Annotated in this window: 21 protein-coding genes and 1 pseudogene; 13 read left to right on the top strand and 9 right to left on the bottom strand. The window is 41.9% G+C overall.

Annotated elements, in window-relative coordinates; all coding sequences use genetic code 11:
• Positions 1-231: 231 nt before the first annotated feature.
• Positions 232-1,044, top strand: coding sequence for a YggN family protein (locus AAEY97_RS11165; RefSeq protein WP_101086400.1), 813 nt, complete (start codon positions 232-234; stop codon positions 1,042-1,044).
• 410 nt (positions 1,045-1,454) lie between these two features.
• The gene (locus tag AAEY97_RS11160) at positions 1,455-2,396 is read left to right on the top strand and encodes a LysR family transcriptional regulator (RefSeq protein WP_192115832.1); all 942 of its coding nucleotides are present in this window, start codon (positions 1,455-1,457) and stop codon (positions 2,394-2,396) included.
• A gap of 454 nt (positions 2,397-2,850) precedes the next feature.
• Here the strand turns inward: AAEY97_RS11160 and AAEY97_RS11155 are convergent, their stop codons facing one another.
• From AAEY97_RS11155 to AAEY97_RS11120, 8 genes are all read right to left on the bottom strand, one after another.
• Entirely contained in the window at positions 2,851-4,707 is a 1,857-nt protein-coding gene (locus AAEY97_RS11155) for a DUF885 domain-containing protein (protein WP_101086402.1), read from the bottom strand.
• Between the two features lie 201 nt (positions 4,708-4,908).
• The gene (gene hemW / locus AAEY97_RS11150) at positions 4,909-6,048 is read right to left on the bottom strand and encodes a radical SAM family heme chaperone HemW (RefSeq protein WP_101086403.1); all 1,140 of its coding nucleotides are present in this window, start codon (positions 6,046-6,048) and stop codon (positions 4,909-4,911) included.
• Positions 6,049-6,735 carry an RdgB/HAM1 family non-canonical purine NTP pyrophosphatase gene (gene rdgB / locus AAEY97_RS11145; protein ID WP_350998869.1) on the bottom strand — a complete coding sequence of 229 codons (687 nt, stop codon included), beginning with the start codon at positions 6,733-6,735 and terminating at the stop codon, positions 6,049-6,051. It lies immediately after the preceding gene.
• A 167-nt stretch (positions 6,736-6,902) separates the two neighbouring features.
• Positions 6,903-7,301: a DUF4426 domain-containing protein gene (locus tag AAEY97_RS11140; RefSeq protein WP_242445147.1), complete on the bottom strand. Its 399-nt coding sequence runs from the start codon at positions 7,299-7,301 to the stop codon at positions 6,903-6,905.
• A gap of 113 nt (positions 7,302-7,414) precedes the next feature.
• The gene (gene yggU / locus AAEY97_RS11135; RefSeq protein WP_101086406.1) at positions 7,415-7,714 is read right to left on the bottom strand and encodes a DUF167 family protein YggU; all 300 of its coding nucleotides are present in this window, start codon (positions 7,712-7,714) and stop codon (positions 7,415-7,417) included.
• 20 nt (positions 7,715-7,734) lie between these two features.
• The gene (locus AAEY97_RS11130) at positions 7,735-8,283 is read right to left on the bottom strand and encodes a YggT family protein (RefSeq protein ID WP_350998866.1); all 549 of its coding nucleotides are present in this window, start codon (positions 8,281-8,283) and stop codon (positions 7,735-7,737) included.
• Positions 8,284-8,518: 235 nt separating this feature from the next.
• Positions 8,519-9,337 (bottom strand): pyrroline-5-carboxylate reductase, encoded by an 819-nt coding sequence (gene proC / locus AAEY97_RS11125; protein ID WP_350998863.1) that lies wholly within the window; start codon positions 9,335-9,337, stop codon positions 8,519-8,521.
• Positions 9,338-9,740: 403 nt separating this feature from the next.
• A complete protein-coding gene (locus AAEY97_RS11120) occupies positions 9,741-10,427 on the bottom strand; it encodes a YggS family pyridoxal phosphate-dependent enzyme (protein ID WP_350998860.1) in 687 nt (228 codons plus the stop codon).
• Positions 10,428-10,454: 27 nt separating this feature from the next.
• Between AAEY97_RS11120 and AAEY97_RS11115 the strand changes: the two genes are divergently transcribed.
• The 8 genes from AAEY97_RS11115 to ruvX all read left to right on the top strand — a co-directional run bounded on the left by AAEY97_RS11115 (position 10,455) and on the right by ruvX (position 17,996).
• Positions 10,455-11,492 carry a type IV pilus twitching motility protein PilT gene (locus AAEY97_RS11115; RefSeq protein WP_059744125.1) on the top strand — a complete coding sequence of 346 codons (1,038 nt, stop codon included), beginning with the start codon at positions 10,455-10,457 and terminating at the stop codon, positions 11,490-11,492.
• A 12-nt stretch (positions 11,493-11,504) separates the two neighbouring features.
• On the top strand, positions 11,505-12,617 hold the full coding sequence (locus AAEY97_RS11110; protein WP_192115838.1) for a PilT/PilU family type 4a pilus ATPase: 1,113 nt from the start codon (positions 11,505-11,507) through the stop codon (positions 12,615-12,617).
• A 281-nt stretch (positions 12,618-12,898) separates the two neighbouring features.
• Complete coding sequence (locus AAEY97_RS11105) at positions 12,899-14,002, top strand: putative porin (RefSeq protein ID WP_192115839.1); 1,104 nt, start codon at positions 12,899-12,901, stop codon at positions 14,000-14,002.
• Between the two features lie 127 nt (positions 14,003-14,129).
• Positions 14,130-14,663 (top strand): glutathione peroxidase, encoded by a 534-nt coding sequence (locus tag AAEY97_RS11100; protein ID WP_350998856.1) that lies wholly within the window; start codon positions 14,130-14,132, stop codon positions 14,661-14,663.
• 263 nt (positions 14,664-14,926) lie between these two features.
• A complete protein-coding gene (hemH, locus tag AAEY97_RS11095; protein ID WP_162023652.1) occupies positions 14,927-15,940 on the top strand; it encodes a ferrochelatase in 1,014 nt (337 codons plus the stop codon).
• Between the two features lie 354 nt (positions 15,941-16,294).
• Complete coding sequence (gene yciH / locus AAEY97_RS11090) at positions 16,295-16,624, top strand: stress response translation initiation inhibitor YciH (protein ID WP_059744130.1); 330 nt, start codon at positions 16,295-16,297, stop codon at positions 16,622-16,624.
• 33 nt (positions 16,625-16,657) lie between these two features.
• Positions 16,658-17,218 (top strand): YqgE/AlgH family protein, encoded by a 561-nt coding sequence (locus AAEY97_RS11085; protein ID WP_101086414.1) that lies wholly within the window; start codon positions 16,658-16,660, stop codon positions 17,216-17,218.
• Positions 17,219-17,576: 358 nt separating this feature from the next.
• Positions 17,577-17,996 (top strand): Holliday junction resolvase RuvX, encoded by a 420-nt coding sequence (gene ruvX / locus AAEY97_RS11080; protein WP_102036446.1) that lies wholly within the window; start codon positions 17,577-17,579, stop codon positions 17,994-17,996.
• A gap of 707 nt (positions 17,997-18,703) precedes the next feature.
• Here the strand turns inward: ruvX and AAEY97_RS11075 are convergent.
• A pseudogene (locus AAEY97_RS11075) lies at positions 18,704-19,864 on the bottom strand (IS3 family transposase).
• Between the two features lie 678 nt (positions 19,865-20,542).
• Between AAEY97_RS11075 and AAEY97_RS11070 the strand changes: the two are divergent.
• The 3 genes from AAEY97_RS11070 to AAEY97_RS11060 are packed head-to-tail and all read left to right on the top strand — an operon-like array spanning position 20,543 to position 24,398.
• Positions 20,543-21,403 carry an HAD-IIB family hydrolase gene (locus AAEY97_RS11070; protein WP_157822787.1) on the top strand — a complete coding sequence of 287 codons (861 nt, stop codon included), beginning with the start codon at positions 20,543-20,545 and terminating at the stop codon, positions 21,401-21,403.
• A 1-nt stretch (position 21,404) separates the two neighbouring features.
• On the top strand, positions 21,405-22,625 hold the full coding sequence (locus AAEY97_RS11065) for a glycosyltransferase family protein (RefSeq protein ID WP_101086416.1): 1,221 nt from the start codon (positions 21,405-21,407) through the stop codon (positions 22,623-22,625).
• A 27-nt stretch (positions 22,626-22,652) separates the two neighbouring features.
• Complete coding sequence (locus tag AAEY97_RS11060; protein ID WP_350998853.1) at positions 22,653-24,398, top strand: sugar phosphorylase; 1,746 nt, start codon at positions 22,653-22,655, stop codon at positions 24,396-24,398.
• Positions 24,399-24,824 lie beyond the last annotated feature (426 nt).

Here is a 24,824-nt window from a genome sequence, read left to right as displayed (position 1 = left end):
TCAGCTGGCCCTAGATAGATTAATTATTATTGAGATTGGTAAAATAGACTATTTATTGGTTTATTTTACGAATACACTTCCGCTATTGTATATTCATTAGCTTATATATTGTCTTATTTTATCATTAATCTATTAAAAGTCATGTAGTTATAACTATTGGCATAGCTTGTGCTTTATAAAGCTCATATACGAGCTAATTATTGATATATGTATAGCAAAAGGATTTTTATCATGACCAAACAGAAGTTGATTTGTAGTGTAGCGTTAACCAGCATGTTATTCACAGTAGGGGCGCTAACTCCCGCCATGGCAAAAATGTCCATTAATGATGAAAAGTGCAATGTGACATTAAACTATGACGTTACTGTTGAACCAAAAAAATTGCAGATTAGTGATAATGGATCCGAGAAATATCGCGTTGAACTCGATCAACTATATGTAGACGGTAAAAAAGTCACCTTAACCGCTAAACAACAAACGTTACTCACTCAATATTCTGATGAGCTATCTCGTCAAGTACCTGAGGTAATTGATTTGGTTGGTGATGTTGTCGTAATGGCATCTCAAGCAGTCAATATGGCATTAACCCCAATATTTGGCGACGCCACTGGTAGCCAAATTGATAAGCTAATGACAGGGATTCAAACACGCATTGACACCATGGCGTATCAGCAAGGCGATAAGTTTTATTTAGGTTCAACAGACTCTTCAATTGAACATGCATTTAATGAAGAGTTTGAACAAGAGATAGAACAAATGGTCACCAACTCAATGGGATCATTAATGATGACATTAGGTAGCCAGATCATGTCTTCTGAAGGCGGTTCATTTGAAGAAAAAATGAATACCTTTTCACAAAAAATGGACAATGTCGGTAAAGACATCGAGCAACAACTTGAGTCGCAATCACAAGGCCTTGAACAACGAGCCGATAAAATTTGTGATAATTTCGAAGGATTATTAGTGTTAGAAAGCCAAGTGCGTAAATCCATACCAGAACTTGCACCTTATACATTGGCCAAGCTAGGCGAGCTAAAAGAGTAAATTTATTTTGTTCAACCTGTCTTCCCGGACACCTGACCTTCCCCTGTGCTCTTTTTGAAGACACAGGGGCTTTTTTTTGGGGCCAATTCTAGCTGGTTTACCGCTATAGCTCGTGTTGCTTTGTTCTGATAAAAAAATTGTCAATTATAAATATAGAGCCATAGAGGCTTTTTTTGTTATACTCGTGAGAATTATTACAAAATTACACTCTACTTTAGATGTGGTTATATTTCAGAATCTTCATTTGTTAGTGTTGATTAAAGATATTAGTTTGTTTTGATGCTCATTTGGCAGCAACAATCATAATATCTGAGTGTCGATATTGATGCTAAGCAAGGTTTAGTTACCAGCAATGGCTAACAGATATCTGAAATTTTTATTAATGTCGTAACCAGCTTAAGGCGACTTTCATGTTAGAACTGTTAGAACCTATCGCAATTTTTACTCATGTTGCACGTGCAGGAAGTTTTAGTGCTGCAGCCAGACGTCTTGGCATTTCTAAATCTAAAGTAAGTACTCAAGTTGCAGATCTTGAACATAAACTTGGTGTGCAACTTATTCAGCGTACAACCCGCAGTTTAAGCCTTACTGAAGCCGGTAATTTATTGTATCTACAAGGCGAAGAACTTCTTCGTGATGCAGAGCAGGCCGTTTCAAGTGTTCACAACTTAAATGATGCAACTCGTGGTGTATTAAAAGTTGGGATATCACAATCATTTGGCACCATGCACATTATTCCAGCTTTACCAGCATTTATGGCAAGGCATCCAGAGCTTGAACTACAAGTGAGCTTACTTGATCATAAAGTCGATGTTGTCAGTGAAGGCTTAGACCTATTGTTAACCATGTCTGAGCAATTGCCGCTGGGTATGGTGGCAAGACCGTTAATGAAATGTCAGTTCTTGTTAGTCGCATCACCGGGTTATATTGCCCAACATGGTAACATTAGCCGCCCAGAGCAATTGGTTGAACACAATTGTTTGGTGTATCAAGGCGAGTGGCATGAGCACAGCATGTGGCAATTTAAAAAGGGTGACGATTATTGCGAAATAGGTGTATCAGGCAATTTTCGTGTCGATAATGCGCCAGCATTGAAATCGGCCGCAGTAAGTGGTTTAGGCATTGTCTATTTAGCCAGTTACTTAATGGAAGATGAAATCGCTCAAGGAACATTGATTCCTTTGTTACCTGATTGGCAGTTGACTCACAATCTTCCATTACAAGCTGTGTATCCTCGTCGTAAACATCTAGCTCCAAAAGTCAGTGCGTTCATTGATTTTATTAAAACGCACATCAGCAGCCCACCTTATTGGGATGCTAAGTTCGATCATTTGTATAAACTTCGTAAGTAAAAGTGGAAACATTATTTCAAATTTAGAACAAAGCCGCAACTTACCTTGCGGCTTTGTATTAAGCGGCTGATTTTAAAGTGCTTAAGGTGTTGATTGATTAGTTTATTAGTAAGTTGCTAATCAAGGGTTTAGCAATTTACATTTGTTAACTAGTTGAACTCTGTTCTGATATCAATACAATAGTACTCAGTTGATTCGAAATGATTTGAACCCTACGTTTTTCTGAGAAATGACCCCTTTTCAGTTAGATGTACAAATCGGCAAGGTAGCAAATTTTGAGTCAGTGTTGGCAATGGTTTTCGAACTAAAATAATGCCAACCTTAAAACCATCATCCTAATTTATTTGGTTTACCCCAGACTTTGTTCTGGGGTTATTTTTTTGTGGAAATTGATAAAGCAAAACGGCAACCTGAGGTTGCCGTTTTATGTTTCGAGTGGATTAATGATTTAAAATTACAGCGATTGAACCTGCTTAATCCACTTATTTACTTGCTCTTCAAGTATGTCTAATGGCAATGGTCCATTTTTAAGGATTACAGTATGAAATTCGCGAATATCAAACTTGGCTCCTAGCGCCTTTTTAGCCTGCTCACGTAGTTGTAATATTTTAATCATACCAACTTTATACGCAGTCGCTTGTGATGGCATAACAATATGGCGTTCGACCATTTTTATCGCATCAGACTCAGCGTTTGGAGTATTCTCAACGTAATAGGCAATAGCCTGCTCACGAGTCCACTTTTTAGCGTGTATCCCAGTATCAACCACTAAACGGCATGCGCGCCATAGCTCCATCGATAAACGACCAAAGTCAGAGTATGGGTCGGCATATAAGCCCATTTCCTTCGGGAAATATTCTGAATAAAGTCCCCAACCTTCAATATAAGCCGTGTAACCACCAAATTTACGGAATTTTGGAATACCTTGCAGTTCTTGTGCAATAGCAATTTGCATGTGATGCCCTGGAATGCCTTCATGGTAAGCAAGTGCTTCCATTTGATACTTTGGCATCGCTTCCATTTTGTATAAATTAGCGTAATAGCTTCCTGGGCGAGAACCATCTGGTGCAGGTTGGTCGTAAAATGCTTTACCTGCTGACTTTTCTCTAAACGCTTCTACCTTTCGTACTACTAATTCGGCTTTAGGCTTAATCGTGAACACTTCGTCTAAACGAGACTCCATAGTATCGATCAGCGATTTTGCTTGGGCGAGATATGCCGTTTTGCCTTCATCAGTTTCTGGGTAATAAAATTGCTTATCATCGCGCATGAACACAAAAAACTCTTGTAAGCTACCGGCAAAGTGTACCTTTTTCATAATGACCCGCATTTCATCATGAATACGCTTAACTTCAGATAAGCCAAGATCATGGATAGTGTCTGCGGTCATATCGGTTGTAGTGGTGCGGGCGAGGGCGTTATTGTAAAACGCTTCTCCATCAGGCAGTTTCCAAGCTCCATCTTGAGTATCGGCTCGAGCTTCAAGTGACTTGGTATAGGTGATTAACTGCTCATATGCAGGTTTTACCTTAGTCAGTAGAGCTTGTTTTACTTCGACTAATAAGGCTTGTTTATTGCCATCGGTTATATCGAGTTTATTTATCTTACGGTTCGCGTCAGCCCATAACGCGCTGTCTTTTCCTGTATCTGTAAATGGGGCGCCAGTGATAATGTTTTTACTATCGGAAATTACATATGGGAAAACAAATTTTGGCGCGATAATATGCTTTTTAGCGCGAATTTCTAATGAGGTCTCTAATTGTGCAAGTAGTGTTGGTATGCCGTTCAAACGACTAATATAAGCTTTAGCATCACTTTCATCGGTTATTTGATGTTGGTTAATCAATAATGAAGCCACCACAGAATGGACGCCATACATTTGGTTAATCGGATAGGTGTGATAACGCCATTTATCGTCGCTAATACTGTGCTCTAAGCTGGCCTTCAACAGTTCATAACTGAGCGCAGCTTGTTCATTTAATTTATTGGCATCAAGGCGAGTTAATCTTATTAGTTGCTGTTTACTGCGGGCTAAATCAGCATCTGCAGCAGCATCAGACAAGTCATTCCACTTGCCGTAATCTTGTTTGATGCCCAGGTAAGTTTGGTTAACCGGATTTGCCATCACATTTTCCATAAAAATGGCTTCAAACAATACGTTGGCTTTTTCTGATTCAGTTTGTTGGCTTGATGTCGCTGTACTTTCTTGTTGGCTCAATTGCGGCATGTTGTGCAAGTTCGCAATGGCTGATGCGCTTAATAAGCTTGATAACGCGACAGCAACGAGAGTTGTTTTAGTTTTAATAGACATTGATATCTTCCCAAAGTACCTAAGTTATAAGCGCATATCCTAATCAAGCTTTGCCTAAATGTGTGAATAGAAATGTTAGAAAGTGTGTATTTAAGGTAAGTAAATTGTGGCGCTAGAAGCAGGTTTTTGATTATTGACTCGCAGTTAACGGTTTAAAAAGAAAACCGCGAGTCATATTATTTTATTCAATCGACTGGTAAATTAAATAAACTGAGACAGCAAATCATTTACAAACATGTGGCCTTTAGACGTCAATTGCCAATGCGTTGTGGTTTCTGTCAATAATCCCCGTTCAATTGATTTTTGCATTCCTTGTTTTACTACCTCAGCTGATTGGCCTGTACGCTGCTCAAATTCAGTTTTAGGGATTGGAGTCATCAACCTTAGACGGTTCATTAAGTATTCTAATGGGCGGTCTTCTTCAACGACATCTGTGGTTTCAAAGGTATATTTATCTGCAGCTAGGTAGCCTTTAGGGTGCTTTATTTTTACGGTACGTACAATCCGATTTGAGCCGGGCAGGGTGATTTTACCGTGGGCGCCGCAACCGATGCCAAGGTAATCGCCAAATTGCCAATAATTAAGATTATGGCGACATTGGAATCCAGGTTTTGCATAGGCTGATATTTCGTATTGCTCATAACCTAATGCCGCTAAGCGCTGCTGACCTTGCTCGTATATTTGCCACAGGTTTTCATCGTCTGGTAATTGTGGCGGTTTTGAATGAAACAAGGTGTTGGGTTCAATGGTGAGTTGATACCAAGAAAGATGCGGTGGAGCTAAAGCCGTTGCTGTGTCGATATCATGCATGGCCTCGTCAAAGCTTTGGTTTGGTAAACCGTGCATTAAGTCGAGATTAAAACTTAAATAATCTGCTTGTTTGGCTTTTTCAGCCGCCACTTTAGCTTCATCTTCATTGTGGATACGTCCTAGCAGATTAAGTTTTTCTTTTGAAAAACTTTGCACCCCAATAGATAAGCGCGTGACACCTGCTGCTCGGTAAGCACTAAAGTCGTCGTGCTCTAATGTGCCAGGATTGGCTTCCATGGTGATTTCAATATTATCTTCAAAAGGGATTAACGCTTGCGCGCCTTCAAGTATGCGTTGAATTTGACTAGCATCAAATAACGATGGCGTGCCACCGCCGATAAAAATGGTATGCACCTTTCGACCTTGAACATACGCCAAGTCTTGTTTTAAATCTTCTAATAATGCATCGACATATTGTTGCTGTGGTAACTCACCATTTTGGCCGTGGGAGTTAAAATCGCAATAAGGGCATTTTTGCACGCACCAAGGAATATGGATATACAAGCTAAGTGGGGGTAATTGCAATATCATTTATTGGTGGCCGCCAGAAGTATTGTTCGATGTACTGTTCGATAAAATGATACCTTGAGCTTTCATGGCACTCACTAATAACTCAAGTGCTTTGCCTCGATGGCTATGGGCATTTTTCTGTTCACGAGTTAGCTCTGCTGCCGAGCACTCAAAACCTTGCGGAATAAATACGGGATCATAACCATGGCCTTGCTCGCCTTGTGGAGCATGGTTGATTGTCCCTTCCCATGAAGCCTGGCAAATAATAGGTGTAGGATCTTTTGCATGACGCATATAAACCAGTACACATTGGAAACGGGCACTTCGAAGAGTTTCGCCTTGCAATGCATCAAGTAGCTTGAGGTAGTTGCTGGTTTCAGTTGCATTGGCGCCAGAATAACGGGCAGAGTAAATCCCTGGTTTGCCTTGTAGTGCATCAACTTCAATACCTGAGTCATCTGCAATTGCAGCTTTACCTGTTATTTCAGCGGCATGGCGAGCTTTAATGATGGCGTTCTCTACAAATGTCGTGCCTGTCTCTGCAACCTCTGTCACGTTAAATTGATTCTGTGGTAATACTTCAATATTAAATGCAGTCAGCATTTGATCAAATTCGGCAAGTTTGCCTTTGTTGCCACTGGCAAGAACAATTTGTTGTTTGACTAAGGTATGCATAAGTTTTTTAGATGAGAGTAAATTTGCCGTCATTATACTCTAACTAGCCCCTAGGCCGCTACGCGGATAGTGCGCTTCGCTTCTAGGACGGACTTCGTCACTGCTAAGATTGAGTCGCTGGGCGACTAGGCTGTTGATTTTATAGGATCTAGCCGCGAAGCGTCCTAGCAGCGCAGCGCTCTAGGCTTTTTATCGATGATTTAATCTACATAGAATTTTTGTTTGAATTTCAATGAGGTGTTTAGCTGGTTGCCGTGCTTAATGGCAATGGTGAAATTGACATCTTGATCATCACGATAAGGCACTTCTGCGATGTAATAGATGGATTTCCCTTCGCGAATTTCTTTAAAATCCAGAGTTACGCGGGCATCAATTAAGTTATTGGCGATTCCTGATATTTCAACTGGGACAGCTGGGTGTCCTTCTAGATTAGTATTGAGCACGGTAATGTTCACCAATCCATTGTAACTACTGCGTTCTATTCCGTAGGTTTTTGCTATTTCTGGGGTAATAAAGGTGCTACTAAGCGCCATGTAATGAATATCAAAATTACCAACTTGTTGTTTTTGTTCTGCTTGAGCGTAGCCGATACTGGTCATCGTTATCAGTGACAACAATAATATTTGTAATAATGGGCGACATAAACGCAATGATTGGAACATAATTTAGTCCTTAGCGGGCATGAGCTATAACGTTATTATAGGAGAAACAGTCACAAAAGGGCGGCTATTTCAGGCGGAATAATCTGCGGTTGGCATATTTTAATTTGCTTATGACGACCTTGTTCACCCTTAAGGATATGAACCTGACTTTTAGCCACTTTACAGGCTTTTGCAAGGTATTTAGACAGATAAGCATTTGCTTTACCGTCAATCGGTGGCGCTGTGATAGCTATTTTTAATTCGTTACCGTGCAAACCGACAATTTGATCGCGGCTGGCTTTGGGTTGTACATACACAAAAAGCAGCAAGTCACCTTGCTGCTCATCGTTAATATAGCTGACTGGATTCATTAGTTAGATTTGTTCGACATCTAAATAATTGACCAAAACGGGATATATTGCGCGCACAACATATTAATGAAATTCATCGCAATAAATACCACTAATACAGATAGATCTAAGCCACCAATAGCGGGTAGCACTTTGCGTACTGGCGCTAAAATAGGTTCTGTTAATTGGGTCATCACCATCACAATTGGGTTATAACCTTGGTTGAACCAACTCAATACTGCGCGGATAAGTAACATCCAAAAAAGTAACACGCCAGCTTGTTTTACGACAGAGGTCACTGAGAATAATAACAAGGTAACAATATCTACAGTTGCCCCTGCAATGAAAGTAAGCACTAACATTTTGACCAACACGACAATCAGTGCCAGTACCATTGATGAAGTATCAAAACGTCCTACAGACGGTAATAGTCGACGCATTGGTGCGATAATCGGTTGTGTCGCTTTAACCACAAATTGGCTAAATGGATTATAAAAATCCGCTCTTGCAAGCTGTAGCCAAAAACGAAGAATGACGATCATTAGGTATAAGTCAAACAGAGTGTTGACTAAAAAACTCATTGCATTCATGTATGTTGCCTTACGTTGATGTGATTTAGTGCTTAATCTTGTACTTACATTAGAGCGCAGATTAGAGTGTGAATTAGCACTGAAATTAACTGCGTCAATATTTAACTGTACGACTAACTGAGTAAACAATATAACGGATTATCACTCAGATTTGGTGTTTATAAGCTTAGTTTTACGCAACTATTTTACACCAAAGAGGTTAACCGTAAGTTAAATAATCGTTCATCTCATAACGTTAGAATGTTTTAGCCATTTCTTGGGCTCTAGCAACGCAGTTTGTCATGGCTTTATCGACCAATTCGACTAAACCGCCTTGTTGAAACGTTTCAACGGCTTTAGCTGTAGTTCCGCCCTTTGACATAACATTTTGACGCAGTTCGGTTACCGATAACTGTTGGTTTTGTATCACCATCTGCGCGGCCCCCAAAGCGGCTTGCTCGGCAAGGAGTCTTGCTTTGTCTTCAGCCATCCCCATGTTGACGCCAGAGGCGATCATTGACTCGATAAACAAGAAGAAATAAGCCGGAGAGCTGCCTGCAAGGGCTATCACTTGATCTAATTCCGCTTCTTTATCAACCCAAACCACTTTACCGCCGCTTTGCATTAAAGTTTCACAAATCCCTTTGTGCTCGGCAGAAATACTGTCATCGGCATAAATACCTGTCATACCATAGCCAATTTGGGTTGGAGTATTAGGCATGGTGCGAATAAGTTTAATAGGTTGCTTAAAGTAGACTTGATAACGAGATGCTGGAATACCTGCAGCGATAGTGATGATTAACTTATTGGCTAAATCCAGTGAACTTAAGTCTTCACAAACCGTTGCCATTAATTGAGGTTTTACGCTTAACACGATGACATCGGCAGTTTGTGCCGCTGCATGATTATCGTGGGAAACTTGAATCGCAAAATCGTGCTGCAACGCATCCAATTTACCCTTGCTTGGATTGGTTGCATGAATAAGGTCACTAGGATAGCCATGCTTAACTAAGCCACTAATAATGCTACGAGTCATATTGCCCGCACCGATAAAACATACTTTTGCTTGAGTCATTAAGTCTGTATCCAATTAAAGAGTGAATTTATGTCTAACTGCAGTGTATGTTACCTAATTCAGCCCTAGGACGCTACGCTTCTAGGTTCTAGGTTCTAGGGCGGACTGCGTCCTGCTAGGCCGCTGCGCGAATAGAGCGCTTCGCTTCTAGGAACAGCTTCGCTGCTAAGATTGAGTCGCTTCGCTTCTAGGAACAGCTTCGCTGCTAAGATTGAGTCGCTTCGCGATTAGGCTGTTGATTTTATAGCATCTAGCCGCGAAGCGACCTAGCAGCGCAGCGTTCTAGGCTGTTGCTATAGATTTTATAGCATCTAGCCGCGAAGCGACCTAGCAGCGAAGCGTTCTAGGCTGTTGCTATAGATTTTATAGCGACCTAGCAGCGAAGCGTTCTAGGCTGTTGATTTTATCTTTCACCAAAGATCGCACTGCCAATGCGTACCATGGTTGATCCGTTGGCGATGGCGATGTCCATGTCGCCGCTCATACCCATTGATAAGGTGTCGACGCTTGGATATTGCTGCTTAAGTTGGTCAAAAAGTTGCTTTAATTGGCTAAATTCTTGTTGTTGAAGTTGTACGTCATCAGTCGCGGTTGGGATAGCCATTAATCCGCGCAGCTTAAGATTGCTTAAAGAGGCGATAGTAAGTGCTAACGTGGCGACATCCTCAGGATTAACGCCCGATTTAGATTGTTCCTGGCTAATATTGACTTGAATGCACACGTTTAATGGCGGCTTGTTATTTGGACGTTGCTCATGCAAACGTTGAGCAATTTTGGCGCGACTTAAGGTATGCATCCAATCAAAATGTTCGGCAACAATTTTGCTTTTATTCGATTGCAACGGGCCAATAAAATGCCACTCGATATCTGGGTAATCAGCCTGCAAGGCAGTAATTTTAGTTTCGCCTTCTTGGACATAGTTTTCACCAAATAGACGTTGCCCCGCTTGATAAGCGGCAATGATGTCGCTGATCGGTTTGGTTTTGCTCACTGCTAATAGGCTTATTTCGGCCGATGAACGTGAACACTTTTGCGCCGCTTGACTAATTCTACTCTGGGCGATTGATATTCTGTCTGCTATTGTTGTCATAATGTTGGTTAAATGGATGTCTCTACAATGGAAATCACTGAATTACTCGCCTTTAGTGTAAAACACAAAGCATCAGATCTACATCTTTCAGCAGGCGTTTCTCCTATGATCCGCGTTGACGGTGAGGTAAGAAAAATTAATTTACCTGCGTTAGATCATCAAGGCGTTCATAGTCTTGTCTATGACATCATGAATGATAAACAACGTAAAGACTATGAAGAACATCTAGAAATCGATTTTTCATTCGAAGTGCCTAATCTAGCGCGTTTTCGTGTTAACGCCTTTAATCAGTCGCGTGGCGCTGGCGCGGTATTCCGTACCATTCCGTCTGACATTTTGTCGCTTGAGCAACTTGGCGCGCCAGAAATATTTAAAAAAATCGCCAGTTTCCCACGTGGCTTAGTATTAGTAACCGGGCCTACTGGTTCGGGTAAATCAACCACATTGGCTGCGATGGTCGATTATGTAAATGAAAACCGACATGACCATATTTTAACCATTGAAGACCCGATAGAATTCGTACACCAAAACAAGCAATGCCTAATCAACCAGCGTGAAGTTCACAAACATACACATAGCTTTAATGCAGCCCTAAGAAGTGCATTACGTGAAGATCCGGATGTTATTCTTGTGGGTGAAATGCGCGACCTCGAAACCATTCGCTTAGCCATGACCGCCGCTGAAACGGGTCACTTAGTATTCGGTACTTTGCATACCACTTCAGCTGCCAAAACTATTGACCGTATAGTCGATGTATTCCCTGAAGGTGAAAAGAGCATGGTTCGTACCATGTTGTCAGAGTCACTTCAGGCGGTTATTTCACAAACATTGATCAAGAAAATTGGTGGTGGGCGAGTGGCGGCTCATGAAATCATGATGGGCACCCCAGCGATTCGAAATCTTATTCGTGAAGATAAAGTCGCACAAATGTATTCAGCTATTCAAACGGGTATGTCTCACGGTATGCAAACCCTTGATCAATGTCTGCAAAACTTAGTTAATCGTGGGTTAATTACCCGTGAAGATGCGATGCAGAAGAGTTCGAATAAACAAGCTAATTTCTAAGGAACTGGGATCATGGATGTTCGTCCGTTTTTAAATATGATGGTGGAAAAAAAGGCGTCTGATTTATTTATCACTGCTGGTTTTCCACCCAGTGCCAAAATCGACGGAGAGCTACGTCAACTATCCGATAATCGATTAACACCAGAGCAATCATTAGTGTTTGTTGAGTCGTTGATGAGTGACGTTCAAAAGAAAGAATTTCACGACACTAGTGAGTGTAACTTTGCATTTGCAGCCAAAGATTTAGGTCGTTTTCGTGTCAGTGCCTTTTGGCAACGCGAATCAGCCGGTTGTGTTATGCGCCGTATCGAAACCCAAATACCTGAAGTTGATGACCTAAAGCTACCCCCTATTTTGAAAGACTTGGTCATGAGTAAGCGTGGTCTTATCATTATGGTGGGTGGTACCGGTACTGGTAAGTCGACTTCGTTGGCTGCGCTAGTGGGATATCGAAATGCTCACGCTCGCGGACATATTCTGACCATTGAAGACCCGGTTGAGTTTGTGCATAACCATCGTAAAAGTATTATTACTCAGCGTGAAGTGGGTATTGATACCGACTCATTTGATGCCGCGCTTAAAAGCTCTTTGCGTCAAGCACCAGATGTCATTCTGATTGGTGAAATCCGTACTCAAGAAACCATGGAGTTTGCGTTGTCATTTGCTGAAACGGGTCATTTATGCATGGCAACCTTGCATGCAAACAACGCTAACCAAGCACTCGATCGCATTATGCATTTAGTACCGGAAAGTAAGCACAATCAACTGTTGTTTGATTTGTCGTTAAATTTACGTGGCATCGTAGCGCAACAGCTTATTCCGAAATCAGACGGCACCGGGCGCCGCGCCGCCATTGAGGTGTTAATTAATACCCCTCGAGTGGCCAGTTTGATTGCTAAAAATGAGTTGCATTTACTGAAAGAAACCATGGGTAAGTCACGCGAACAAGGCATGCAAACTTTTGACCAGGCATTGCTAGATTTATATGTAGAGGGTGAGATTAGTTACGCCGATGCATTACATCATGCCGACTCGCCAAACGATTTACGTTTAATGATTAAATTGCGAAATAATGAAGCGGCTTCTTCAGGATCAATGGAAGGCATTACTCTCGACATGGATTAGTGATGTTTTGAGGCAATAAATGAGTGAATTAGTGATGTTTTGAGCCTATAAATGAGTGGATTATCAATCGAACCATTGGTTATGAGAGGTCGTAAGTAACATCTTACGGCCTTTTTTTGTTATCATGGTCGTTATCATTGTTATAATTACTCCTGTTGTCGTGGACATTTCGATGACAAAAGTACATTAAAACCTTTATTTAGTAACCTTATCCGTATAAACACATTATACGTTACTCATTTTTATCACGCTTTATAACATTGTTCTTTCAAGGATGTTTCATGCAGTTATGGCAAAAAATCACCGTCTTTTCTTCGTTAATCTTACTCCCGCTTTCGGCATCGGCTGTACCTGTCACCGATGAAGTTGATATTGGCGGTGCAGTTCGGGTGAACTACGGTTGGAAAGATTACGACGACAACGCCAAGCTTGAGTTTGAATTGTTCCGTGCTGACGTTAATTACAAGAGCAAAGATGGCTTATTCGCCTCAGCTCAGTATCGTTGGTACGAAAACATGGACGTAGTGCATCATGCCTACATGGGTTATCAATTTGATGACGCCCAATCAGTGCAAGTGGGTGTAACCCAGGTCCCATTTGGTTTATTGCCTTATGCTGCTCATTCATTTTGGTTCGGCGCAACCTATTATCTTGGTTTTGAAGATGATTACGATGCTGGTATCCATTACAAAAATGAACAAGATGGTTGGCGCTATGATTTAGCTTATTTTGTTAATGACGAAATTGGCGACGGTTCTAATTATGATCGTTACTCATTTGATGCTGCCACAACAGCCGATTCACCATATGAAGAGGCAGGACAAATCAACGCTCGAGTTGAACGTGAATTTACTTCTGGTGAAGTCACTCATAAGTTAGGTGGTTCATTACAATACAGTCAATTAGATTTTATGGCTGATGCAGCTACCGTAGTAGGTGAAGACACCAATGGCCTTGCCGCTGCAGCGCATTGGCAACTTGACTGGAAACAATGGCAATTACAATTACAATATATTCATTATGACTATGATATAGACAACAGTGAACGTATTGCGTTGAGTGCATTTCAATATCCATTTGAAATTGCTGCTGAAGCCGATGTTGCTACCGTTAACATTGCTAAATCGTTTGACGTTGATTGGGGACCAATCACTAATTTAAATTTTTACAACGATTACAGCCAGGTAATGGCATCGGGTCAAGGTCTTGATGATTCTATCCAGAATGTGACTGGTGTTGCCATCACTGCAGGTAAATTTTATTCTTATGTAGATTGGATTGCCGGTAAAAATATGTGGTTTGTTGATGGTGCAGGTGTTGGTATCGATAACGGTGATACATCATGGCATTCACGTTTAAATATTAATATTGGTTTTTATTTCTAATCATTTATGATCTGAAAAAAGCAGTACTTCGTACAGTCCTGTGATACCTAATAGGCATCGATAAATTCGTTTATCGGTGCCTATTTCTATCTATTCTTATAAACTTTGAGTAAAGGACAAACTAACAATGATTAAATACCTAACGGCAATTGGCTTATTGGGATTAAGTTTTGGCTCCGTGGCTGCAAATTGTCCTGATTATCTCAATGTTGACGCTCGTAAATTACATTCAACAGAAAACGTCAATTTATGTGAACTCACCCAAGGCAAAGCCGTATTAATCGTTAATACCGCATCCCATTGTGGATTTACCCCTCAGTTTGAGTCACTTGAAGCATTACACAAACAATATGCCGACAAAGGTTTAGTGGTGATTGGCTTTCCGTCAGATGATTTTTTCCAAGAAGAAAAAGACGAAGCTAAAACTGCCGATGTTTGTTTCATTAATTATGGTGTTACGTTTACCATGGTGGCAACATCACCTGTTAGAGGCGATGAGGCTAACTCAGTATTTAAATACTTAGGCGACAAAACTGGCGAACCTAAATGGAATTTCTACAAATACGTAGTTTCCGCTGATGGCCAAACCGTACAACAATTCAGTTCTCGTGTGAAACCTGATAGCGAAGAATTGAAAAAAGCGATTGAATCAGTTTTGTAATCGTTAGCTAAACAGAGTTGTTTAGCTTAGTGGCTAAATAAAGCGGATAAATAAAGCGACTAGATAGAGCTGCTTAATAGAATGACCTAAGCGAGTTAGCTAGGGTAAATAAATATTTGCCGAGTGCGGGTTAATTTGATGATAAAATCGATACCTAGCGCTCTTTTTGTTTTAAATGAATGCGATACAATTTTGATTTAAGCTCATGAGATATCCAAAGTGAGCTGTATTTATAAAACCATATCAATAACGGAGAAGATACTTTGGCTAGATTTTCAGGGTTAGATAAAGACACCGGCCACAAAGCTCGTGGCAAAACTGGTGTATTATTATTGAATCTAGGTACACCAGATGCACCTACTGCATCAGCTGTTCGCATCTATTTAGCTGAGTTTTTGGCGGATCCTCGAGTAGTCGAAATTCCAAAGCTGATATGGATGATTATTCTTCATGGGATTATTTTACGTATTCGTCCTGCTAAATCAGCAGCCTTATACAAACAAGTCTGGACCGACGAGGGCTCTCCTTTACTGGCTATCAGCCAACGTCAACAAGCCAAACTAGCCAAACATCTTCAAGCGCAAGGGTACGATGCAAGTGTACATTTAGCGATGCGTTATGGTTCGCCATCAACGTCGAGCACCTTACAAGCTATGCATAAACAAGGCGTAGATAACCTAGTTGTTCTGCCTTTATATCCGCAGTATGCTGCGCCAACAACGGGTTCAGCATTTGATGCTTTAGCTAAAGAATTAATGAAATGGCGATATATCCCTGCACTGCATTTTATAAACACCTACCATGACAACCCAGATCTTATTGATGCGCTTGCAGCATCTATCCAAAAAGATTTTGATCAGCACGGTAAACCGCAAAAACTAGTGATGTCTTACCATGGTATGCCTGAGCGTAATTTGCATTTAGGCGATCCCTATTACTGTTTCTGCTTGAAAACGACTCGTTTAGTGGTCGAAAAATTAGGCTTAAGTGAAGACGATTACGTTGCAACATTCCAGTCTCGCTTTGGCAAGGCTAAATGGTTACAACCTTATACCGACGCAACAATCGCCAGCCTACCAGCCAAAGGTATCACCGACATCGCCGTCATCTGCCCAGCATTTAGCGCCGATTGCCTAGAAACCCTAGAAGAAATCAAAGGCGAAAATCGTCATGTATTTGAAGATGCCGGCGGCAAAAACTTCAGATACATTGAATGTCTAAATGACAACGACGACCACATCAATATGATGGCAAATCTTGTTAAACCTTTTCTATAATTATAGGGCGTGACTCCGTCACTGCTAGGGCGCTTCGCTGCTAAGATCCTAGGCCGCTACGCGGATAGTGCGCTGCGCTTCTAGGGCGTGACTTCGTCACTGCTAGGGACAGCTTCGCTGTTAAGATCCTAGGCCGCTACGCAGATAGCGCGCTGCGCTTCTAGGTCGTGACTTCGTCACTGCTAGGGACAGCTTCGCTGTTAAGATCCTAGGCTGCAAGGCTGTTGATTTTATAGAATCTAGCCGCGTAGCGTCCTAGCAGCGCAGCGCTCTAGGCTTTTTCGCCTTTCACTGCTCGCCTCTGCTTTTATGATTTGTTAAACTCAAATAATGTTTTACTGCTAAAGAAATAATATGAGAATAGATCCCAATATCGCATTAGTTTATAGCACTGATAAAGGTCGTATTGATCAGCCAAAGCCACAAGCTGAAGTACCCACTGGCGACGGTATAGTGCGGATCCATAAAGACAGTAAAGGGCGTAAAGGTAAGGGCGTAAGTGTGATCAAAGGGCTCGAATTAGATGAAAAAGCCTTAAAAGACCTTGCGCAAAAATTGAAGAAACAATGTGGCTGCGGTGGTACAGTGAAAGACTTCTGCATTGAAGTACAAACTGACAATCGCGAACAAATAAAATCCATATTAGAAAAGTTAAATTTCACTGTGAAATTAGCGGGTGGATAATACAAAACGCTAAAACACTATTGGGGATAGCATATGGATAATTTCAAAGACCACTTTTTAATTGCAATGCCATCATTAGATGACACATTTTTCGAGCGCTCGGTGATATACATTTGTGAGCATGATAAAAAAGGTGCCATGGGCTTAATGGTTAACCGTCCAATCGGTGTTGAGGTTGAAGATCTGCTTGAACAAATGGAACTCTATCTGTCGCCTGAGTTTTTATTCTCCTTAGACAGTCAAGTGCTCATTGGCGGCCCTGTCGCCCCCGAACGTGGTTTTGTATTACACACGCCTCAAAAGCACTGGGTTAACAGCACTGAAATTAGCGAAGAGACTATGTTAACCTCCTCGCGAGATATATTAGCCTCGATTGGTTCTGATAAATCACCCGAAAATTTTATTGTTGCGCTAGGTTATGCCGGTTGGAGTAAAGACCAGCTTGAACAAGAAATTGCCGACAACACCTGGTTAACGATTAAAGCGACACCAGAGTTATTATTTAACGTTGAGCCTGAACAAATGTGGCTAATGGCTACCCAACAGCTCGGGTTTGATATTTGGCAAATGTCGAGCCAAGTCGGTCATGCTTAAAAATAGGTCGCTGCGCTGCTAGGGCGGACTGCGTCCTGCTAGGGTCGCTGCGCTGCTAGGACGGACTGCGTCCTGCTAGGGTCGCTGCGCTGCTAGGGCGGACTGCGTCCTGCTAGGGTCGCTGCGCTTCTAGGACGGACTGCGTCCTGCTAGGGTCGCTGCGCTTCTAGGACGGACTGCGTCCTGCTAGGGTCGCTGCGCTTCTAGGGCGGACTGCGTCCTGCTAGGGTCGCTGCGCTGCTAAGAACTGCTTTGCTGCTAAGATTTTATAGAATCTAGCCGCGAAGCGTCCTAGCAGCGTAGCGCTCTAGGCTGTTGCTTTTAAAGCGTCTTCTAAAGATTAAACCAAGAGATAAACATGCAACCACAAACCGTTTTAGGGTTCGACTACGGCACCAAAAGTATTGGTGTCGCTATAGGTCAAGCCATTACAGCTAGCGCCACACCTTTATTATCAATTAAAGCGGTTGATGGGATCCCTAATTGGGATGATATCGACAAATTATTGAAAGAATGGCAACCAGATCTTGTCGTCGTCGGTTTACCGTTAAATATGGACGGCACCGAGCAAGAGATGACTCAACGGGCTCGAAAATTTGCTAATCGAATTAACGGTCGTTTTGGCGTTAAAATTGCCACCCAAGACGAACGTTTAACCACTGCAGATGCTAAAGCCCGCTTATTTGAATTGGGTGGTTTTAAAGCGTTAACCAAAGGTCAAGTTGATGCGGTGTCAGCGGTGTTAATTATTGAAAGCTATTTCGAAAACCAGTATTAATCTAGATGCTAGATGCTAGATGCTAGATGCTAGATTCTAGGCCGCTACGCGGATAGAGCGCTGCGCTTCTAGGGACAGCTTCGCTGCTAAGATTTAGTCACCAGATTCCAGTATTAATCTAGATGCTAGATTCTAGGCCGCTACGCGGATAGAGCGCTTCGCTTCTAGGAACAACTTCATTGCTAATATTTAGTCACCAGATTCCAGTACCGTTCGAGTTACTAGGTCTTTTAGCTTTTATAGCATCTAGCAGCGTAGCGCTCTAGTGATCTAGATTCTAAGTACTAGGCCGCCACGCGGATAGAGCGCTGCGCTTCTAGGAACAGCTTCGCTGCTAAGATTTAATCACCAGATTCCAGTACCGTTCGAGTTACTAGGTCTTTTAGCTTTTATAGCATCTAGCAGCGTAGCGCTCTAGTCATCTAGATTTTAAATTCTAGGCCGCTACGCGGATAGAGCGCTGTGCTTCTAGGAACAGCTTCGCTGCTAAGATTTAATCACCAGATTCCAGTACCGTTCGAGTTACTAGGTCTATTGCTTTTATAGCATCTAGCATCTAGCAGCTTAGCGCTCTAGTGATCTAGATTCTAAGTACTAGGCCGCTACGCGGATAGAGCGCTGCGCTTCTAGGAACAGCTTCGCTGTTAAGATTTTATAGAATCTAGCAGCGTAGCGCTCTGTAATGGTCAAGTATTTCTGGAGAGATTTTAAGCCGCTTTTTTTAACTCATTATATTTTTGATGTGGCGTCTTATAATCTATTGCTGAATGTCTGCGTTTGTAATTGTAGAACTGGATATATTGTTCAACCACATTGACTACAGAACTGTGATTGATAAAGGCTAAATGGTTCAATCTTTCAGTCTTTAAACTCCTAAAGAATCGTTCCATCACGGCATTATCCCAACAATTTCCTCTACGACTCATACTTTGTTCAATGCCTAAGTGCTTTAGCTTTTTCTCTGAACACGTTAGCAGAGTACTGGCAACCCTGGTCTGAGTGAAACATCAACTCCTGTGTATTTGGCCTCTGACGTTGTATCGCGTTATTTAATGCCGCTGTCGCTAACGCGGCATTGGGTTGGCTTGATAAGGCATACCCAACGATTTCTTTCGTTCCTAAATCAAGTACACAGGCTAAATAACTCCATCCTTGATGTGATTTTATGTAGGTAATGTCACCCACCCAATGAGTGTTATAAGTCGTAGGGTTAAACTGCCGTTTAAGCAAATTGGGTGCGTAAACATGTTCGTCACCAGTGTTAGGATAGTAATGCTTTTTCTTTGGTCTAATCGCTTTTAATCCCAAATTTTTCATTACTGTAGCAATGGCGTAAACCCCGACTTTACACTCTAAATCTAATAAGTCGGCCTGTATTCGACGTTTGCCATACGTCGCATTTGAATCAGAGAAGGCTTGCTCTACAAATTGTATCAGAGTCTGTTTTTCAACACTTTGTGGTATCGGTTTGTAATAAAAACTACTGCAACTGATCTCGAATACGCGGCACAACTCACTCATTCTAAAGCCTGGGTTTGCTTTCTTTACTTCGCGCATCATTTTAAGTTTTGATTGTCTCGAATGAAGAAAGCTGCAGCCTTTTTTAAGATATCATTATCCCTCATTGCTTGTTTTAGTTGGGCTTCTAGGAGTTGAATTCTTCGTTGGTCTTCAGTTAATGCTTTGGTATTTTCTGGTGTTTTACCGGCTAATTCAGCTTGGTACTGCACTTTCCATCGAGACACAGCAGATTTACCCGCACCTGACATATCTTCAATTTGCTTGTTCGTGTAACCCTGTTCGACCATCAGCTTGGCATATTCTAATTTTTGAAGAGGGCTGACAGTGATTTTCGTTTTTCTAATCATGATAAATACCTTTAAGATTTTGCTTATTTTAAGCTATAAATCTCTACAGTTTCATTAGACCATTACACTCTAGCATCTAGGCTCAATCGCTTTCAATCGCTCGCCATCTCTTTCTATCGCTTGTTACCACACTTTACCGCTCATCATCTTTTCTTTTCGCCCCAAAATGGTGCGATTTTTATTCATTGTTGCACATATCTTCTTATCCTGGTCAATACACCTTTTCACATCATCGTTTTTATTCTGAAAATAATATCAAAAATATCAATGGGTAAACGCTATTTGTGCCATTAAGGTGCAAAGTTATTACGTTTGGCACATATCCTGAATCTACCTAATCAGTTAATTGAGTAACAGCAACAACAGAAATAGCTATGACAGGTGATAACAAGCGAACTGCGCTTACTGATGGAGCTATGACGGGCGATAACAAGCGAACGCTGCGCTTACGAATAGAGCCATGAGAGGCGATAACAAGTGAGGGCGATAACAAACGGATGGTGTGGAAACGGGTGAACGTTGTCTTTCAACTTTTATAGAATCTAGCCGCGCAGCGAATTAGCTTCTAGGCTTTAAGCTTGTCACCGCTTGATATCGCTCGTCACCGCTCGTTATCGTTTATACCGCTAGATAACCGTTCTTGATAGTCAGCATTCAATGATTGAAAAGGGATACGATATGACAACACGACCACTTATCTTTACCGACATAGATGGCACTTTACTGGACCATTTTGACTATAGTTTTAGTCATGCAATTGAAGTGATTGAAGCATTGAATGAACGCCATATTCCTATTATCGCTAATACCAGTAAAACCTTTGCTGAAATGGTGAAGTTACAACAAACCATCGGGTTTAACTCACCGTTTATATCTGAAAATGGTGCAGTCGTTTATATTCCAATTGGGTACTTTGACCAACAGCCAGAGGGGACATTTACCCAAGGATATTATTGGATAAAAGAGTTTTGTCAGCCGCGACAATACTGGCTTGAATTATTAAACCAACATGCACAGGCATTTAACGATGACTTTATTGGTTTTTCATCTTTATCAGTTGAAGAGTTATGTGAGATAACCGATTTGTCACCCGATAATGCCAAATTGGCTTTGATTAGGCATTATGCAGAGCCAGTACTTTGGCAAGGCAATGAAGCTAATAAACAAGCCTTTATTGAGTTGATGACAAGCGTTGGTGCACATACCCTGCAGGGGGGACGCTTTCTACATGTGGGCGGAGATAGCGATAAAGGCAAGGCAATGAAATGGTTAGCCGATATCTATTCCAAGCAATATAGCGCTCCAGTGACTACTATTGCACTCGGCGACAGTGGTAATGATAATGCCATGCTCGAAGCCGCTGATCTTGCAATACAAATTAAGTCACCTGTTCATCCATTTCCCATATTAACGACCCAAAAACAAAGTATTCAAAGCAGTGAGTGCGGCCCTAAAGGTTGGGCCGAATGCATCAAGCAAACTCTATTGTCTTCATCGGCTGAATCGCAGCTAAACCAACTACCATTTGGAGGGGCGTAACATGGCCGACTTTTATCAAAATGGCATTGTCACCACAATGCATAATTTAACCCGACGTACCCATGAAGAGCTTGAGCAAGACTTAATCAAGTTTTCAAAAACGCGTCCGTTAGGATTAATTTTGCCATCTCTGTATTCAGAGCTAGAAGGCGCCGCACTTAAAGATATTGTCAGTAAATTAAAACAGGTGCCGTATTTATCCGAAATTGTAATTGGATTAGATAGGGCCGATCTGAAGCAGTACAAACACGCGCTAAGCTTTTTTGGTGAGTTACCGCAGCACCACCGAATACTATGGAATGACGGCCCGCGCTTACAAGCGCTGGATGCAAAGCTACAAGCGTTAGGGTTAGCCCCTAAAGAGCTGGGTAAAGGTCGAAATGTCTGGTACTGCATGGGCTATATTTTGGCTTCAGGCAAAACAGAATCGGTTGCATTGCATGATTGTGACATCGTGACCTATGAAAAATCATTACTCGCTAGACTGCTTTATCCGGTCGCTAATCCACAGTTTAACTATGAATTTAGCAAAGGGTATTATGCACGTGTGTCTAATGGGCAAATTAATGGCCGAGTGTCACGTCTATTAGTAACACCGTTAATTAAAGCGCTTAAAAAAGTGGTTGGTTACAACGAATATTTAGAATACATGGACAGTTTTCGTTATCCATTAGCGGGTGAGTTTTCATTTAGACGAGACGTGCTCAACGACCTACGTATTCCAAGTGACTGGGGCTTAGAAATTGGGGTGTTATCAGAAATGCAGCGTAATTATGCCCATAATCGCATTTGTCAGGTCGATATTGCCGACAATTACGATCATAAACATCAAGACTTATCATTGGATAATGAAGAAGCGGGCTTGTCTAAAATGTCGATTGATATCACCAAAGCATTTTTCCGAAAATTAGCCACTCAAGGTAATACTTTTAGCACCGAATCGTTTCGAACCCTTAAGGCAACGTATTACCGTATTGCCCTCGATTATGTCGAAACCTATCATAATGATGCATTAATGAATGGCTTAACCACCGATATACATTTAGAAGAAAAAGCGGTTGAAATGTTTGCCCAAAATATTGTCACGGCAGGGCAACGCTTTTTAGATAATCCAATGGAAACCCCGTTTATGCCAACATGGAGCCGAGTCGTGAGTGCCATGCCCGACGTGCTTGAACAGCTTAAAGCTGCTGTTGAAGCCGATAATGCCGAGTTTAGCTAATATCAAAATCGACCAAGAGGACACCCTATGTCAGTAATGGAAGGATTACAGCAAAAGCTGCAGCAACAACTTAGCTGTATTTACAACGATATCGACATTAGCATAAGTGTGCCAGCATTGGCTGATCAGCTCATCGATATCATGCGTATCACCGAGTATTGTCAAGTGCCCGAACCCTTTGTAAATCATTTGTCTGAAAAAGACATTATTATGATCACTTATGGTGACAGTGTGATCCAACAAGGTGAGCGGCCACTCACCACGCTGGCACAATTTATCGACAGCTATTTAAGTTGCATCAATGCTGTGCATATTTTACCGTTTTTCCCTTACAGTTCAGACGATGGTTTCTCGGTTATCGACTATTCAAGTGTTAACGAAGGGCTTGGGTCGTGGGCAGACATCAGTGCAATCGCCAGTAAACGACGATTGATGTCAGATTTAGTGATTAATCACTGTTCTAGTCGAAGCTTATGGTTTGATAATTTCTGTAAAGGTGAGGGTGTAGGCCATGACTATTTCTTTACTGCCAATCCAAATGATGACTTAAGTGCGGTGGTTCGGCCAAGAACGTCAGCACTATTAAGACCAACAGAGACACCTAACGGAACTCAACATGTGTGGTGTACTTTTAGTCATGATCAAGTTGATTTTGATTTTCGTAATCCACAAGTATTAATCGAGTTTGTCCGCATCATTCGTCAATATTTAGATGCGGGGGTGAGTATTTTTCGTCTCGATGCAGTGGCTTTTCTATGGAAAATAGTCGGCAATAAATCAATTAACTTACCGCAAACCCATGAAGTTGTACGTTTATTGCGGACATTAATTGAACACGCCCAACAAGATGCCATTATCATTACCGAAACTAACATTCCCAACACCCAAAACTTAACTTATTTTGGTAATGCAAACGAGGCACATTGCATATATAACTTCTCGTTGCCGCCTTTGTTGATCAACAGCCTGATTACCGGCAGTTGCTTATACTTAAAGCGCTGGCTTATGAGTATGCCACCCGCACAAGACGGCACCACTTACTTTAATTTTATCGCTTCTCACGATGGTATTGGTTTACGCCCGGCAGAGGGCTTACTCGATGAAGATGAGATTGAAACTCTGGTCGATACCATGAAGCAGTTCGGTGGCCAAATTTCATCAAGAACCACAGAAGATGGCCTGCAAAAACCTTACGAAATGAACATAGCCTTGTTTGATGCGTTACAAGGAACCACCAAAGGTAAAGACCTATGGGGAATGCAACGTTTTGTGTGTGCTCATACCATCATGTTAGCGCTTGAAGGAATTCCAGGTATTTATATTCACAGTTTACTGGGAACCCGCAACGACTATGAAAAACTGGCCAATACTTCCCATAATCGAGCCATTAACCGTCACCGTTGGGATCTCAATCAACTAACTGAACAACTAAATGATGCCAACAGCGATCATAACCAAGTGCTAACCGAGCTGACTAATTTAATCAATATCCGTACTCAGCAAATTGCATTTCATCCCAATGCCACTCAATTCACCTTACATTTAGGATTACAGCTATTTGGTTTTTGGCGTCAAAGTCGTAATCGTAAACAAAGTATCTTTTGTATCAGTAACGTATCTGACCAAATCACCGATCTGCCCATTAACGAACTGAATCTTATTATTGCAGAAAACTGGGTTGATCTATTAAGCGGACAACCAATAGAAGACATCACCCAAACCATGTCACTGCAACCCTACCAAACCGTGTGGATTAGTAATGTACGTATCTAGGGCGGACTATGTCCGCTAGGTGCTAGGTGCTAGGTGCTAGGTGCTAGGAGCTCGCAGGCTCGCCAGAGGACGGACTACGTCCTGCTAGAACAGCTTCGCAGCTAAGATTGACTCGCTGCGCGACTAGACTGTTGATTTTATAGCATCTAGCTGCGTAGCGTCCTAGCAGCTCGCAGGCTCGCCAGAGGGCGGACTACGTCCTGCTAAAAACAGCTTCGCAGCTAAGATTGACTCGCTGCGCGACTAGGCTGTTGATTTTATAGCATCTAGCCGCGTAGCGTCCTAGCAGCTCGCAGGTTCGCCAGAGGACGGACTACGTCCTGCTAAAACAGCTTCGCAGCTCAGATTAACTCGCTGCGCGACTAGGCTGTTGATTTTATAGCATCTAGCCGCGTAGCGTCCTAGCAGCTCGCAGGTTCGCCAGAG

Source organism: Shewanella sp. TB7-MNA-CIBAN-0143, assembly GCF_040310065.1.
GTDB lineage: Bacteria > Pseudomonadota > Gammaproteobacteria > Enterobacterales > Shewanellaceae > Shewanella.
The sequence above is the reverse complement of the archived record's forward strand: the minus strand, read 5'-3'. Positions and strand labels throughout refer to the sequence as shown.